Raw genomic sequence first — 14,168 nt, 5'->3', positions numbered from 1 at the left:
GCCCTGCGCGCTGCGTGAAGTCGGCGGGCTTTATTGGAACTGCGACAGGAACCGGATGTCGCCGTCAAAGAACAGGCGCAGATCGTTGACGCCGTAGCGCAGCATGGTCAGTCGGTCTGGCCCCATGCCGAATGCAAAGCCGATGTACTTCTCGGGGTCGAGGCCCATGTTGCGCACCACGTTGGGATGCACCTGGCCAGAACCCGCCACCTCCAGCCAACGACCCACCAGCGGGCCCGTCTGGAACTGGATATCGATCTCGGCGCTGGGCTCCGTGAACGGGAAGAAGCTGGGACGGAAGCGCAACACGAGGTCATCGCTTTCAAAGAAGGTGCGGCAGAAATCTGTGAAGATGACCTTCAGGTCCTTGAAGCTCACGTTCTCGCCGATCCAGAGGCCTTCGCACTGGTGGAACATGGGCGAGTGCGTGGCGTCACTGTCCACACGGTAGGTGCGGCCGGGGGCGATCACGCGGATTTCGGGCATGGCCTGGCCGGCATCCAGCGCGGCGCGGTACTTCTTCACGTGCTGCACCGCATGGCGGATCTGCATGGGGCTGGTGTGGGTGCGCAGCAGGTTGGGTGCGGTGGCGGTGCCGCCTTCCACGTAGAACGTGTCGTGCATGGAGCGCGCGGGGTGGTCTTCCGGCGTGTTCAATGCAGTGAAATTGAACCAGTCGGTTTCAATCTCGGGGCCTTCGGCCACGTCAAAACCCATGGAACCGAAAATGCCCTGGATACGTTCGAGGGTGAGCGAAACGGGGTGCAGCCCCCCCTGCCCGCGCTGGCGACCTGGCAGGCTCACGTCCAGCGCTTCGGCCTTGAGCTGCAGTTGCAGTTCCGCATCGGCCAACGCCTGGCGGCGCGCAGTGAGCGCGGCCTCAATGGCCTGCTTGGCGACGTTGATGGCTGCACCACGGGATTTCTTTTCCTCGACGGACAGCTGCGCCATGCCCTTCATGAGCTCCGTCACGCGACCCGACTTGCCCAAAAACTGCGCCTTGGCGTTTTCGAGGTCAGCGGGGGTGGCGCTTTGGGCAAACAGTTGCGTCGCGCTCTCAACCAGGGAATCCAACTCGTTCATAACGACTCTTTCATGACTTACGCAAACAAGGATGCGCAAGTGCCATTGGCATATGCCATGTGGCCAGCGTCTTGTCTCAGCAGCCTGTTTTGCGTAAGTCGTTTTTATCGACCCGTGAAAATGAACAAGGGCTAGTGCCTTTACAAGCCCTAGCCCTTGCTGTTATTGCGCAAGCAGCTATCAAAAAGATAGCCGCTCATCGTGAACTCAAGCAGCCAGCTTGGCCTTGACTTGCTCCACGATGCTGCCAAAGGCAGCCTTGTCGTGCACTGCGAGGTCGGCCAGCATCTTGCGGTCGATCTCGATGGAAGCCTTCTTCAGGCCGTTGGCGAACTGGCTGTAGGTCAGGCCCAGTTCACGGGCAGCGGCGTTGATACGGGCAATCCACAACTGGCGGAACACGCGCTTCTTGGTGCGGCGGTCACGGTAGGCGTATTGCCCAGCCTTCATTACCGCCTGTTTGGCGATACGGAAGACATTACCGCGGCGACCACGGAAACCCTTGGCAAGGGCGAGAACTTTCTTGTGACGGGCACGGGCCGTTACACCACGTTTGACGCGAGGCATGTATGTACTCCTTGTTCGTCAGTTATTAAAGGCCAGCGCTGGGCAGCATTTGTGCGATCGAGCCCATGTTGGTCTCATGCACATTCACTGCACCACGCAGGTGGCGCTTGTTCTTGGTGGTCTTCTTGGTCAAGATGTGACGCTTGAAGGCTTGACCGCGCTTGACGGTGCCACCGGGACGAACGCGGAAACGTTTTTTCGCGCTGCTCTTGGTCTTCATTTTGGGCATGTGAATGCTCCTTTTTCATTGTGCTCGTGAGGCGTTTGCAAACCGATCTGCAAACTTGTTGGCCCCGAGCCACTTTTATCGAAAGGCTTTCGCCTTCCGCTCGGCAATGCCCGAAGGCACCACCTTTTCAAGCACTCCGCCTGTTGAATGGCGCAGTGCTCAAAACTTCATACCGATCCGCAGCTTTATGCCGCCTGGCCCGCCGCTGGTGCAGCGCCTTCAGACGCTGGCTTGGCCGCAGGCTTTTTCTTGCCGGGGGCAATCATCATGATCATCTGGCGGCCTTCCAGCTTGGGAAACTGCTCGATGATGATGCTGTCAGCCAACTCGTCACGAATCCGGTTCAGCAAAGCCAGACCAAGTTCCTGGTGCGTGATTTCGCGACCGCGGAACCGCAGCGTGATCTTGCATTTGTCACCATCCGCCAAAAAGCGGCGGATGTTGCGCATCTTGATGTTGTAGTCGCCATCGTCCGTACCGGGACGGAACTTGACTTCCTTGATCTCAATGACCGTCTGCTTGGCTTTGGCTTCTGCCGCACGCTTTTGCTCTTGGTACTTGAACTTGCCGTAGTCCATGAGACGGCACACCGGTGGGTTCGCCGTGGCAGCGATTTCCACCAGATCCACGTCCAGCTCACCGGCCATCCGCAAGGCCTCCATGAGACTGACAACACCCAAGGGCTCGTTGTCAGGCCCGGACAGACGGACTTCCGGGGCCATGATTTCACGGTTCAGGCGGTGCTTGCGCTCTTCCCGCTGGCGACGATCACGAAATTCAGTAGCGATGGCTATCTTCCTTGAATCAAAATGCTACAAATAAAGTAGCTGTTCCCGCACAGTCCACGAGCGGCAAAGCAGTTTTTTGTACAAAATCAGGCTTTGGTGGCGATGTCGTTGGCGATCAATTCAATGAACGCATCAACCGACATCACGCCGAGATCACGATTACCTCGGGCTCGCACTGCAACGGCTCCCGCCGCCTTTTCCTTGTCGCCTGCGACGAGGATGTAGGGCAGCTTTTGCATCGAATGCTCCCGTATTTTATACGTAATCTTCTCGTTACGCAGATCCAGGGCCACCCTAAGGCCTTGATTGGGCAGCGCTTTTTGCAGTTTTGCTGCGATTTCACGACAGTAATCGGACTGCGCGTCCGTGATGTTGAGCACCGAAACCTGCACGGGAGCAAGCCAAGTGGGCAAGGCGCCCGCATGCTGCTCGATCAGAATCCCGATGAAGCGCTCCAGGCTTCCCACGATGGCACGGTGCAGCATGATGGGCCGATGGCGGCCGCCATCCTCGCCCACGAACTCTGCATCCAGGCGCTCGGGCATGTTGGGATCGACCTGGATCGTGCCGCATTGCCACGGGCGCCCCAGCGCATCCTTGAGCGTGTACTCGATCTTGGGGCCGTAGAACGCGCCTTCGCCAGGCAGGTACTCAAACTCGCAACCGGACGCGCGCAAGCCCTCGGCCAAGGCATTTTCAGCACGGTCCCAGCTTTCCTCACTGCCGATGCGTTTTTCGGGGCGTGTGGACAGCTTGTAGATGATGTCCGTGAACCCGAAGTCCTTGTAAACCTTCTGCAGCAACGTGGTGAACGCCACGACTTCGGACTGGATCTGGTCTTCGGTACAGAAGATGTGGCCGTCGTCCTGTGTGAAAGCACGCACGCGCATGATGCCGTGCAGCCCCCCGGTCGGCTCATTGCGGTGGCATTGGCCGAACTCGCCGAACCGCAAAGGCAGGTCGCGGTAGCTCTTGATACCTTGCTTGAAGATGATGATGTGCCCGGGGCAGTTCATCGGCTTGAGCGCGTAGTCGCGCTTTTCCGACTCCGTCACAAACATGTTCTCGCGGTATTTGTCCCAGTGGCCGGTTTTCTCCCATAGCCCCTGGTCCAGAATTTGCGGCCCCTTCACCTCTTGGTAGCCGTTCTCGCGGTACACGCGGCGCATGTACTGCTCTACCTCCTGCCACACCGTCCAGCCCTTGGGGTGCCAGAACACCGTACCAGGCGAGTGCTCGTCGATATGGAACAGGTCCAGCTCACGGCCCAGCTTGCGGTGGTCGCGCTTCTCAGCCTCCTCCAGCATCGTCAAATACTGCTGCAACTCGTCTTTGGTGGCCCAGGCCGTGCCGTAGACACGCTGCAGCATTTCGTTGCGGTGGTCACCGCGCCAGTAGGCCCCCGCCACCTTCATCAGCTTGAAGAACTTGAGCTTGCCGGTGCTGGGTACGTGCGGGCCTCGGCACAGGTCTTCAAAATTGCCTTCGCGATACAGGCTCACATCTTCGTTGCTGGGGATGCTGGCAATGATTTCGGCCTTGTAGTGCTCCCCCAAGCCCTTGAAATACGCCACGGCCTCGTCGCGCGGCAACACGCGGCGCACCACGGGCTCATCTTTGGCTGCCAGCTCGGCCATGCGCTTTTCGATGGCCACCAGGTCCTCGGGCGTGAAGGGGCGCTTGTAGGCAAAGTCGTAATAAAAGCCGTTTTCGATCACTGGGCCGATGGTGACCTGGGCATCAGGAAACAGCTCCTTGACCGCGTAGGCCAACAAGTGGGCGGTGGAGTGGCGGATCACATCCAGGCCATCCGCATCCTTGGCCGTCACGATGGACAGCGGGCTATCAGCCGTGATCTGATAGCTGGTGTCCACCACCTTGTCGCCGATCTTGCCCGCCAAAGCGGCTTTGGCCAGACCCGAGCCAATGGAGGCGGCCACCTCGGCCACCGTGACGGGGCCCGGAAACTCGCGCTGCGAACCGTCGGGAAGCGTAATGTGAATCATGGGAGCAACTCTTTCTGTGTGATCAGTGCAATGGATGCGGGCACGCGCCAGGCCCGTAAAACAAAAAAGCGCGGAACAGGTCCGCGCTTTTTGGAGGTGTGTGCAATCTCGTGCAGGCGCGAACAGCCAGCCTCAAAGGCCGGTCAACATCTCCGATGTAGTTCGCGGTGTCATAACCAGATTGCCTTTCTCGCTCTTGTGCAGTGAATTTGGATGGATTTTAACCCCAGCACCCAGAAAAAAAGCCCGAAGCAGATGCTTCGGGCTTTTGTCGAGTGCATTTGGCGCCACAACAAAGTGGCGCCGAGCCCCTTAGATCAGTGGAACTGCTCTTCTTCGGTCGAACCCGTCAGGGCCTTCACGGAGGACGAGCCGCCCTGGATCACGGTGGTCACGTCGTCGAAGTAACCTGCGCCCACTTCTTGTTGGTGCGACACGAAGGTGTAGCCCTTTTCGCGTGCTGCGAATTCTGGCTCTTGCACCATTTCGGTGTAGTGCTTCATGCCTTCGCCTTGGGCGTATGCATGGGCGAACTGGAACGTGTTGAACCAGTTGATGTGGATGCCGGCCAGCGTGATGAACTGGTACTTGTAACCCAGAGCCGACAGGTCTTCCTGGAACGAAGCGATCTGCTTGTCGTTGAGGTTCTTCTTCCAGTTGAACGATGGCGAGCAGTTGTACGACAGCAGCTTGCCAGGGCAGGCAGCGTGCACGGCTTGTGCAAACTCACGGGCAAAGCCGATGTCTGGCACGCCGGTTTCGCACCACACCAGGTCGGCGTAGGGGGCGTAGGCAACGCCACGGCTGATGGCTTGTTCCAGACCGTTCTTCACGCGGTAGAAGCCTTCTTGCGTGCGCTCGCCGGTCAGGAAAGGCTTGTCGTTGGCGTCGTGGTCGGACGTAATCAGGTTGGCGGCTTCGGCGTCGGTACGGGCCAGCACGATGGTGGACACGCCCATCACGTCAGCAGCAAAGCGTGCAGCAATCAGCTTTTCGCAGGCTTCTTGCGTAGGCACCAGCACCTTGCCACCCATGTGGCCGCACTTCTTCACGGCAGCCAGTTGGTCTTCAAAGTGCACGCCCGCTGCGCCTGCAGCGATCATGTTCTTCATCAGCTCGAAGGCGTTCAGCACGCCGCCAAAGCCAGCTTCTGCGTCGGCCACGATGGGCAAGAAGTAGTCGATGAATTCCTTGTCGCCGGGGTTGATGCCACGGCCCCACTGGATTTCGTCAGCGCGCTTGAAGGTGTTGTTGATGCGGCGGACCATGGTGGGCACAGAGTCGTACGCGTACAGCGACTGGTCGGGGTACATGGTTTCGCTGGTGTTGCCATCGGCGGCCACTTGCCAGCCCGACAGGTACACGGCTTCGAGGCCAGCCTTGGCTTGTTGCATGGCTTGGCCGGCAGAGATAGCGCCGAAAGCATTGACGTAGCCCTTCTTGGCGCCGCCGTTGATCTTGTCCCAGAGCTTTTCAGCGCCGCGCTTGGCCAGCGTGTGCTCGATGGGCAGCGAGCCACGCAGGCGCACCACGTCGGCTGCGGAGTAACCACGCTTCACGCCCTTCCAGCGGGGGTTGGTCGCCCAGTCTTTTTCCAGGGCGGCAATTTGCTGTTCGCGGCTCAGTTGTTCGTTGAGGGATTGGGGCATGAGATCACTCCAGGGGTTGGTTGAAAACGCCGGGCTGCTGTGTGCCGCCCTTGAAGACAACTTTAAGTCTTCTATAAGACTTGCGCAAGCTCTTATGTCTTATAGAAGAGATAAATTTTCTTCTTTTGAAACAACCACTTAAACACGTGATTTCTCAATACAGAAATTGATTTCTCATATCGAGAAAAATTGCGGCAATGCAACATCTATCGCATTCCACATCAAGAAATTTAACTTTCGTATTGTGAGAATTCACACCGATGTAGCGCCAACTGCCCGGAGCCAGTCACCGTGCTCGATCCAGCGTGCGCCCTGTGCATATCGGGGATGGATCTCGTACACCAGACAAGACAGCGCTTGGCCCTCCACCGTCACCACAATTTCGCGCTTGCGGTACTCATCGGTCGGGTGATCCCCGCCCAGTCCTTCGATGGCATCCAGAATGCTCTCCAGCGCGGGCTCGATGGCGTACACCTCGCCATGCACCGGCCAGTCGCCGCCCAGGGTCATGCCGGGGTAAGCCCCCAGGTGGAACAGCATCCCTGCAACTTGCGCAAACCCCACCCAGCGCGGCGCAGGCGACAAGCGCGTGATGTCGTTCGACCCGCCGCGGCGCAAGGTGCCGTACACAAACACATGGCGTGGGGCGGCAACTGGCGAAGAAGGCTCGGGCATGATGCGCAGTCTTTTTTGTTTGAACAGCGTCCCAGTCTAGTGAATACGCCTCCGCCCAGCCGCCCTTTCGCCTATCTATGCTTGGCCCTCAGCATGTCGCTGGTGGGCAGTTATGTGGCGCTCTCCAAACCGCTCGCGGCCGTGCTGCCCGTGCTCTTGCTGGCCTGGATGCGCTTTGGCATCGGGGGCATCGCCATGCTGCACTGGCTCAAGAAGCCCGCCAACGAGCCGCCACTGACACCAGAGACGAAACGGCTGCTGTTCCTGGAGTCCTTTCTGGGCAACTTTCTGTTCACCATCTGCATGATCTACGGCGTGAGCCTGACCGATGCGGTTTCGGCAGGCGTCACCATGGCGGCCATTCCTGCGGCTGTGGCGTTAATGGGCTGGGCATTTTTGGGCGAGCGGGTGGCGCCCCGCACCTGGATGGCCGTGCTTTGCGCAGTAGTGGGCATCGCCCTGTTTTCACTATCAAAACCAGAGCACACAGCGCATATCGAACCAGCGCTTGGAGCCAAAAACACTGCAAACCACGCCTGGTGGGGCCAGATGCTGCTGCTGGGGGCCGTGGTTTGCGAGGCCGCCTACACCGTGATCGGCAAGAAGCTCACCGGCAGCCTGGGACCCAAGCGCATCACCTCGCTCATCAACCTGTGGGGCTTTGTGCTGACGACGCCATTTGGCCTGTACCTGACGCTGGACTTTCCGTTTGCCTCGGTGGGCTGGGGCACCTGGGTATTGCTGTTGTTTTACGCGCTGGCCGCCTGCATGTGGACGGTGTGGCTGTGGATGACCGGGCTCAAGGCCGTGCCCGCTGCGCAGGGCGGCGTCTTCTCGGTCATGCTGCCGGTGAGTGCGGCGCTGGTGGGCGTGCTGTTTTTGGGTGAGGCGTTAACGGGCATGCAACTAGTTGCCTTTGCCATCGCCCTGACCAGCGTGCTGCTGGCCACCCTGCCCTCGCGCGCAGCACTGCGCGTGGGTCGGGGCGACCGCCCCGACCAATCCTGACCTGCACACCAACCGTCAAGTAGTCAACGCCTGCGCGCTGACCACGATGCCGTCGGCATCGGCATACAGCCAGTCGCCGGGCCGCACCCACACGCCCTGGATCAGCACCGCCACATCGCGCTGGCCTTCGCCCCGGCGCTCGGTGGGCAGCGGCATCAGCGCCAGCGCCCGGATGCCCACGGCAGCGGCGTTCAGTTCGGCCACGTCGCGCACGCAGCCGTCCACCACCAGGCCCGCCCAGCCATTGCGCGCCGCAGCGGCCGCCAAGTTGCCACCCACCAGCGCGCGGCGCAGCGAGCCCCCGCCATCCACCACCAGCACGCGGCCCTCGCCCGGCGACTCCACGGCGGCTTTGACCAGGGAGTTGTCTTCGTGGCATTTGACCGTGGTAACCGGGCCCGCAAACACCGGCTTGCCGCCATAGCTCTGGAAAACAGGCGGCAAGACGCGGAACGCACCGCTCACATCGGCCTTGTGCACATCGCAGAAATCGCAGGTGGAGAAGGGAGGGTTAAAAGCTGCGGACATAGGGACAAAATCTTTCAAAGAGTGGGTCAGTGAAACGGGCCAAGCCAAGATTGTCTGCGCAATACAAGCCCTGACAGCCACGGCTCCACTCAGGCCCAGGCCAGGCCACCCAGCCATGGGCTTTTGTCAAGGCTGGCGCGGCCCTGCGGCGAATTGCTGCACGCTGCGCGGCGCCACCGCTACAAATCGAGGCAAAAAAAGCCGTTTCTCCCTTGGAAACGCGTTTTTTTCCCATTAGCATCGGCCTGCCAGTGGGAAAGCGTCGTTTTCGCTGGTAAAAATTTATTCCCAACAAGGACAACCCAACATGGCAACTGCAAAAAAAGCTCCGGCAACCACAGCCCCAGCAGCCAAGAAGGCCGCTGCACCCGCCAAGAAGCGGACCCCTAACGCCGCTTTCATGAAGGCGCTCACGCCCAGCCCCGCGCTGGCCGCTGTGGTGGGCTCGGCTCCTCTGCCGCGCACGGAGATCATCAGCAAGCTGTGGGTCTACATCAAGGCCAACAACCTGCAGGACGCCACCAACAAGCGCAACATCAACGCCGACGCCAAGCTCAAGGAGCTGTTCGGCAAGCCACAGGTCTCCATGTTTGAACTGGCTGGCCTGATCGGCAAGCACGTCAAGTAAGCCCTGGCGCTTTGCGACCCGCGTCGCACCCGTAAAAGAACCGGCTCTGCCGGTTTTTTTACGCCCACACCCTGTCGAAGTGTGGCGCGCCCGCATCAATGCAAATGAGAATGACCCGCATTTGATGTAACATAAAGCTGCACGACGACGCACAGCCATGTTGATCTAGCCACTGCCTCTCGCCTGCTCTTGGTGCCCCTGCGCGCCACCTGCACACCCCTATTGACGGAGGCCCTCTTGGCTAAATCTCGCGCCCAGCGCCGCAGCGGCATGCTGCGTTCTTCTCCCGCATTTGTTGTTTCTCCCGCTGCTGTGCCCTTGCAAGCCGCATCGTCCGACAAGGCCCTGCTGCCACTGGGCGCGCTGATGCTGGCCGCCTCGATGGGCGCCATGGCGCAGACCAACACGCCAGAAACCACCCTGTCCACCGTGACGGTGAAGGAAACCGCCGAAGTCCAGGGCAAGGACACCCTGCTCATCAAGAAGACCACCGTGGGCAAGGGCAAGCAGGACATCAAGGACATTCCCCAGTCCGTGACGGTGTTCACCGAAAAGCTGATGAACGACCGCAACCAGGACGACTTCCGCGAAGTGCTGCGCACCACCGCGGGCGTGACCTTCCAGTCCGGCGAGACCGGTGAAGAAGATGTGCGCCTGCGCGGCTTCTCGCTGGGCCTTGCGGGCGACATCTACGTGGACGGCATGAAGGACGCCCCGCTGATCGAGCGCGACACCTTCAACAACGACCGCATCGAAGTGCTCAAGGGCTCGGCCTCCATGCTGTTTGGCAAGGGCTCGACCGGCGGTGTGGTCAACCAGGTGAACAAGTACCCGCTGCTGATCGACCAGCACGAAGCCGGCTACACGCTGGGCACCGGCAAGTACCACCGCGCCACGGGCGACTTCAACTGGGTGACGGGCGAGAACGCGGCCTTCCGCCTGAACGCCATGGTGCAGGAGTACGACAACTACGGCGCCAAGCAGGACAAGCGCGGCATTGCGCCCACGTTTGCCTGGGGCATCGGCACGCGCGATGAGTTCTCCATCGGCCTGTACTACCTCGAATCCAAGGGCCGCCCGCTCTACAACCACCCCTGGCGCCTCTCGGCCGACGGCAAGATCAACATGCCGCTGGAAGCCGGCAAGTACTATGGTCTGGCCAGCGACCACAACGACACCACCTCGCAATACGTCACGCTGGGCCACATCCACCGCTTTGACGACAACGGCGAGCTGACCACGCGCCTGCGCTACGGCAAGTACGAGCGCGACCTGCTGGCCAGCACCATCGGCTTCCAGAACAGCGCCATCACGCTCGACCAGATCAACAGCAGCACCGTGCTGACCCGTGGCTCCAAGGGCCGCGTGGGCGAAAGCAACGTGCTACAAGTGCAAAGCGACTACAACAACACCTACACCTGGGGTGGCAAGAAGCACGCGGTGCTGACCGGCGTGGACTATTACGACGACGACGCCAAGCGCAACCAGAACTACGCCAACACCACCACCCGCCCCACCACCACCGTGGGCACGCCCAACGACGGCGCCTGGGTGGCCGACGGCCGTGCGCCGGTGCAGTGGAACACCTTCACATCGCGCAACCTGGGCCTGTACTTCCAGGACACGGTCTCGCTGACCGACACGCTCAAGCTCGTCGGCGGCCTGCGCTACGACAACTTCCGCGCCGCGTACCACAACGCCGCTGGCAACCTGAGCAACTCGCGCTCCGACAGCCTGTTCAGCCCCCGCATGGGCTTGATCTTCCAGCCTGATGAGCTGACCTCGTACTACGTGTCGTACGGCACTTCGTACAACACCTCGGGCGACACCTACCAGTTTGGCAATCCCGGTGCCACCACGGCACGCACCGCCAACACCGATCCAGAAAAGAGCCGCAACATCGAAGTCGGCGGCAAGTTTGAGCTGTTCGAGCGCCGCGCCCTGCTGGGTGTGGCCGCCTTCTACAGCCAGAAGTACAACGAACGCAACACCGACCCCGACACCGCTGCTGCGCAGGAACTGCTCTCGGGCAAGCGCCACGCCACCGGCATGGAGTTCAACCTGGCGGGCCGCCTGACGCCGAAGTGGGAACTGTTCTTCAACCACACCTGGATCCCGTCGGCCAAGATCGACAAGAGCAACGTGGTGCTGGCCTCCAACGGCGGCGGCGCACAGGTGCAGGGCGACCGCCCCGGCCTCACGCCCAAGCACAGCGGCAGCGTGTGGAGCACCTACGCCGTCACGTCCAAGCTGCGTGTGGGCGCCGGCCTGACGTACCGCGCCAAGCAGAACCCCGAAGGCTCGCGCGCCGTGTACGCCAGCGGCTTTGCGGTGATGGACGCCATGGCCGAGTACGCGTTTGACGACAAGACCTCGCTGAAGCTGAACGTGAGCAACCTGTTCGACCGCACGTATGCCGAAGGCCTGTACCGCGGCTTCTACACGCCCGGCGCACCCCGTGCCGTGCAGCTGACTCTGAAGACACGCTTCTGACGCACCTCTGAAGTCCCTCGAATGAACCGGCCCCGGCACCACCCGGGGCCGGTTCACAATGGCTCCATGTTCCTGCACATCCAAGACGTTCTCACCGCCGACGAGGTCGCGTTCTTCCGGCAAAAGCTCTGGGCAGCCGACGCGCCCTGGGTGGACGGCGCCCGCAGCGCGGGCGGCCAGGCGGTGCACCAGAAAAACAACCTGCAGCTGGCGCAAGCCAGCGAGCTGTCTGCCCAGCTCCAGGGCCTGGTCAAGGCCGCGTTGAATCGCAACGCCCTCTTCTTTTCGGCGGCTCTGCCGCGCCGCATCTACAACCCGCTGTTCAACAAGTACGGTGATGGCGCCAACTACTATGGCAACCACGTGGACAGCGCCGTCATGCACTCGCGCGCCGACAACTGCTGGGTGCGCAGCGACCTGTCGTGCACGCTGTTCCTCACCCCGCCCGAGGACTATGAGGGCGGAGAGCTGGTGATTGCAGAAGCCCTGGGCGAGAAGCGCATCAAGCTGCCTGCGGGCGACATGATCCTGTACCCCAGCAGCACTGTGCACCAGGTCGCACCGGTCACGCGCGGCCACCGCGTGAGCAGCTTCTTCTGGGTGGAGAGCATGGTGCGCAGACTGGAACAGCGCCAGTTGCTGTTCGACATGGACATGGCCCTGCTCAAGCTGCGCCAGACCCACGGCGACACCGACCCGTCGGCCATCGCACTGTCGGGCACGTATCACAACCTGCTGCGCATGTGGGCCGATGTGTGAACCGCAAGCTCCTACCCCACCGCAGCTACCGGGGGTATGAGACGCCCCAAAAAACTACTATTTTGATAGCACCCAGCGCATGATCCACTAGCGCTTGGTGCTATTTTTGTTTGTATGACCCAAATTCCTGCACGGCACACCATCCCCTCGGGCCTGGTCACCCTGGCCGACCACGAGCAGCACGCGCGCACGCAGCTGGACGACAACGCCTGGGCCTACTTCAGCGGCGGCGCGGCCGACGAGATCAGCCTGCGCGCCAACCGCACGGCCTGGGACGCCCTGTCCCTGTGGCCCCGCGTGCTGCGGCCGCTGGCGGGTGGGCACACCCGCGTGCCTCTGCTGGGCCGCACGCTGGCGCACCCCATCCTGCTCGCACCCGTGGCCTTCCAGCGCATGGCGCACCCCGATGGCGAACTGGCCCTGGCCTACGCCGCAGCAGCGCTGGGCGCGGGCGTGGTGCTCAGCACCCAGGCCAGCGTGTCGGTGGAGAGCGTGGCCCAGGCCGTGCTGCCCGACCCGGGGCGCGGCCCGCTGTGGTTTCAGCTGTACCTGCAGCCGGACCGGGGCTTCACCCAGGCGCTGGTGCAGCGTGCCGAAGCCGCCGGCTACGAAGCCCTGGTGCTCACGGTGGACGCCCCCACCAGCGGCGTGCGCGACCGGGAGCGGCGCGCGGGCTTTCGGCTGCCGTCCGGCGTGGGTCCCGTCAACCTGGCAGGTTTGCAGACACCTGCCTCCCCGCCGTTGAACCCCGGCCAGAGCGCCTTGTTCGACGGACTGCTGCACCATGCCCCCACCTGGGACGACATCGCGTGGCTGCAGTCCATCACACGGCTGCCCGTACTGCTCAAGGGCGTGCTGCACCCCGCCGACGCGCGCCAGGCCGTGTCGGTGGGCGCGGCGGGCCTCATCGTGTCCAACCACGGCGGGCGCACGCTGGACACGGCTCCGGCCACCGCCACTGCCCTGCCCCGTGTGGTGCAGGCCGTGGGCGGCGCGGTGCCGGTGCTGGTGGACGGCGGCATCCGGCGCGGCACCGACGTGCTCAAGGCCATGGCACTGGGCGCATCGGCCGTGCTGGTGGGCCGCCCTGCCGTGTGGGGCCTGGCCAATGCGGGGGCGGCGGGCGTGGCCCATGTGCTGCGCCTGTTGCGCGACGAGCTGGAGGTCGCCATGGCACTGACCGGCTGCGCCACCCTGGCAGAGGCCACGCCTGCACTGCTGGAGGGGCAGGACGGAGCCCCATCGGGCAGAGACTGAGCCCGGGGTATCAGCAACCTGCCAGAGGCAGGTGTCACCTTCCCCCTGTCGGCAGGAATGATTTATTGCAAATGCGATAGATTCGTATTTATAATCTCAATCATCCTTTCAACAGCCAGCCACACTGCCTGCCGCCATGATCGTCTGTGTTTGCCGCCGGGTTTCGGACCGTGAGATTGCCCGCCATGCCCGTGCCGGCATGAGCTTCGATGAGATCCAGTTCGAACTGGGCGTGGCTACCCAATGCGGATGCTGCGAAAGCTGCGCCCGCGACGTGGTGGCGCAGTGCAGTGCTTCGCAACCGGTAGCCGCCTTGCGCAACGACGCGGCGCCACAGGCGATCCAGCTTGCCAGCTCCATTCTGGAAAGCAAGTCATGGAACTCCTCTCAACCCTCGCAGGCAGCCTGATCCTGGTCGCAGGATCGGCCTGGTGGATCTTTCGCAAATAATCCGGGTTTACCCGGCAACGTCGGCCCTATGCTTGGGGTCGGCGCTGC

General features: G+C 61.9%; 14 protein-coding genes. 6 read left to right on the top strand and 8 right to left on the bottom strand.

Features of this window, described 5'->3' with window-relative positions; translation table 11 throughout:
• Positions 1-30 precede the first annotated feature (30 nt).
• From pheS to DNK89_RS18515, 7 genes are all read right to left on the bottom strand, one after another.
• Positions 31-1,083 carry a phenylalanine--tRNA ligase subunit alpha gene (gene pheS / locus DNK89_RS18545; protein ID WP_110961271.1) on the bottom strand — a complete coding sequence of 351 codons (1,053 nt, stop codon included), beginning with the start codon at positions 1,081-1,083 and terminating at the stop codon, positions 31-33.
• Between the two features lie 207 nt (positions 1,084-1,290).
• Positions 1,291-1,650 carry a 50S ribosomal protein L20 gene (gene rplT, locus DNK89_RS18540; RefSeq protein WP_005795139.1) on the bottom strand — a complete coding sequence of 120 codons (360 nt, stop codon included), beginning with the start codon at positions 1,648-1,650 and terminating at the stop codon, positions 1,291-1,293.
• Between the two features lie 25 nt (positions 1,651-1,675).
• On the bottom strand, positions 1,676-1,879 hold the full coding sequence (rpmI, locus tag DNK89_RS18535; RefSeq protein WP_005795135.1) for a 50S ribosomal protein L35: 204 nt from the start codon (positions 1,877-1,879) through the stop codon (positions 1,676-1,678).
• A 185-nt stretch (positions 1,880-2,064) separates the two neighbouring features.
• Positions 2,065-2,673: a translation initiation factor IF-3 gene (gene infC, locus DNK89_RS18530; RefSeq protein ID WP_082753551.1), complete on the bottom strand. Its 609-nt coding sequence runs from the start codon at positions 2,671-2,673 to the stop codon at positions 2,065-2,067.
• 80 nt (positions 2,674-2,753) lie between these two features.
• Positions 2,754-4,673, bottom strand: coding sequence for a threonine--tRNA ligase (thrS, locus tag DNK89_RS18525; protein WP_015014550.1), 1,920 nt, complete (start codon positions 4,671-4,673; stop codon positions 2,754-2,756).
• Positions 4,674-4,990: 317 nt separating this feature from the next.
• Complete coding sequence (aceA, locus tag DNK89_RS18520) at positions 4,991-6,322, bottom strand: isocitrate lyase (protein WP_015014551.1); 1,332 nt, start codon at positions 6,320-6,322, stop codon at positions 4,991-4,993.
• A gap of 252 nt (positions 6,323-6,574) precedes the next feature.
• Positions 6,575-6,997, bottom strand: a complete 423-nt coding sequence (locus tag DNK89_RS18515) for a gamma-glutamylcyclotransferase (protein WP_110961270.1) — start codon at positions 6,995-6,997, stop codon at positions 6,575-6,577.
• Positions 6,998-7,090: 93 nt separating this feature from the next.
• Here DNK89_RS18515 and DNK89_RS18510 point away from each other — a divergent pair, with 93 nt between their 5' ends.
• Positions 7,091-8,005: a DMT family transporter gene (locus DNK89_RS18510; protein ID WP_238990874.1), complete on the top strand. Its 915-nt coding sequence runs from the start codon at positions 7,091-7,093 to the stop codon at positions 8,003-8,005.
• Positions 8,006-8,020: 15 nt separating this feature from the next.
• Here the strand turns inward: DNK89_RS18510 and rraA are convergent, their stop codons facing one another.
• Entirely contained in the window at positions 8,021-8,533 is a 513-nt protein-coding gene (gene rraA, locus DNK89_RS18505) for a ribonuclease E activity regulator RraA (RefSeq protein WP_060987579.1), read from the bottom strand.
• A gap of 307 nt (positions 8,534-8,840) precedes the next feature.
• On the opposite strand from rraA, the gene DNK89_RS18500 reads away from it, so the two are divergent.
• From DNK89_RS18500 to DNK89_RS18480, 5 genes are all read left to right on the top strand, one after another.
• Complete coding sequence (locus tag DNK89_RS18500) at positions 8,841-9,161, top strand: SWIB/MDM2 domain-containing protein (RefSeq protein WP_015014555.1); 321 nt, start codon at positions 8,841-8,843, stop codon at positions 9,159-9,161.
• Positions 9,162-9,431: 270 nt separating this feature from the next.
• On the top strand, positions 9,432-11,654 hold the full coding sequence (locus DNK89_RS18495) for a TonB-dependent siderophore receptor (RefSeq protein ID WP_110961268.1): 2,223 nt from the start codon (positions 9,432-9,434) through the stop codon (positions 11,652-11,654).
• 66 nt (positions 11,655-11,720) lie between these two features.
• Positions 11,721-12,413: a Fe2+-dependent dioxygenase gene (locus DNK89_RS18490; RefSeq protein ID WP_110961267.1), complete on the top strand. Its 693-nt coding sequence runs from the start codon at positions 11,721-11,723 to the stop codon at positions 12,411-12,413.
• 114 nt (positions 12,414-12,527) lie between these two features.
• Positions 12,528-13,670: an alpha-hydroxy acid oxidase gene (locus DNK89_RS18485; protein WP_110961266.1), complete on the top strand. Its 1,143-nt coding sequence runs from the start codon at positions 12,528-12,530 to the stop codon at positions 13,668-13,670.
• Positions 13,671-13,806: 136 nt separating this feature from the next.
• The gene (locus DNK89_RS18480; RefSeq protein WP_015014559.1) at positions 13,807-14,079 is read left to right on the top strand and encodes a bacterioferritin-associated ferredoxin; all 273 of its coding nucleotides are present in this window, start codon (positions 13,807-13,809) and stop codon (positions 14,077-14,079) included.
• The last annotated feature ends 89 nt before the right edge of the window (positions 14,080-14,168 follow it).

It is taken from the genome of Acidovorax sp. ST3 (assembly GCF_003231145.1).
Lineage (GTDB): Bacteria > Pseudomonadota > Gammaproteobacteria > Burkholderiales > Burkholderiaceae_C > Acidovorax.
Note: the sequence above shows the minus strand (reverse complement) of the source record. Positions and strands in the feature narration are given on the sequence as shown.

Excerpts from the sequence above, each read along its gene's own strand:
- DNK89_RS18490 (WP_110961267.1), top strand. The coding sequence starts at position 11,721 with ATGTTCCTGCACATCCAAGACGTTCTCACCGCCGACGAGGTCGCGTTC.
- DNK89_RS18510 (WP_238990874.1), top strand. The coding sequence starts at position 7,091 with ATGTCGCTGGTGGGCAGTTATGTGGCGCTCTCCAAACCGCTCGCGGCC.
- thrS (WP_015014550.1), bottom strand. The coding sequence starts at position 4,673 with ATGATTCACATTACGCTTCCCGACGGTTCGCAGCGCGAGTTTCCGGGC.
- aceA (WP_015014551.1), bottom strand. The coding sequence starts at position 6,322 with ATGCCCCAATCCCTCAACGAACAACTGAGCCGCGAACAGCAAATTGCC.
- rraA (WP_060987579.1), bottom strand. The coding sequence starts at position 8,533 with ATGTCCGCAGCTTTTAACCCTCCCTTCTCCACCTGCGATTTCTGCGAT.
- rpmI (WP_005795135.1), bottom strand. The coding sequence starts at position 1,879 with ATGCCCAAAATGAAGACCAAGAGCAGCGCGAAAAAACGTTTCCGCGTT.
- DNK89_RS18515 (WP_110961270.1), bottom strand. The coding sequence starts at position 6,997 with ATGCCCGAGCCTTCTTCGCCAGTTGCCGCCCCACGCCATGTGTTTGTG.
- DNK89_RS18495 (WP_110961268.1), top strand. The coding sequence starts at position 9,432 with ATGCTGCGTTCTTCTCCCGCATTTGTTGTTTCTCCCGCTGCTGTGCCC.
- DNK89_RS18480 (WP_015014559.1), top strand. The coding sequence starts at position 13,807 with ATGATCGTCTGTGTTTGCCGCCGGGTTTCGGACCGTGAGATTGCCCGC.
- pheS (WP_110961271.1), bottom strand. The coding sequence starts at position 1,083 with ATGAACGAGTTGGATTCCCTGGTTGAGAGCGCGACGCAACTGTTTGCC.
- DNK89_RS18500 (WP_015014555.1), top strand. The coding sequence starts at position 8,841 with ATGGCAACTGCAAAAAAAGCTCCGGCAACCACAGCCCCAGCAGCCAAG.
- rplT (WP_005795139.1), bottom strand. The coding sequence starts at position 1,650 with ATGCCTCGCGTCAAACGTGGTGTAACGGCCCGTGCCCGTCACAAGAAA.
- DNK89_RS18485 (WP_110961266.1), top strand. The coding sequence starts at position 12,528 with ATGACCCAAATTCCTGCACGGCACACCATCCCCTCGGGCCTGGTCACC.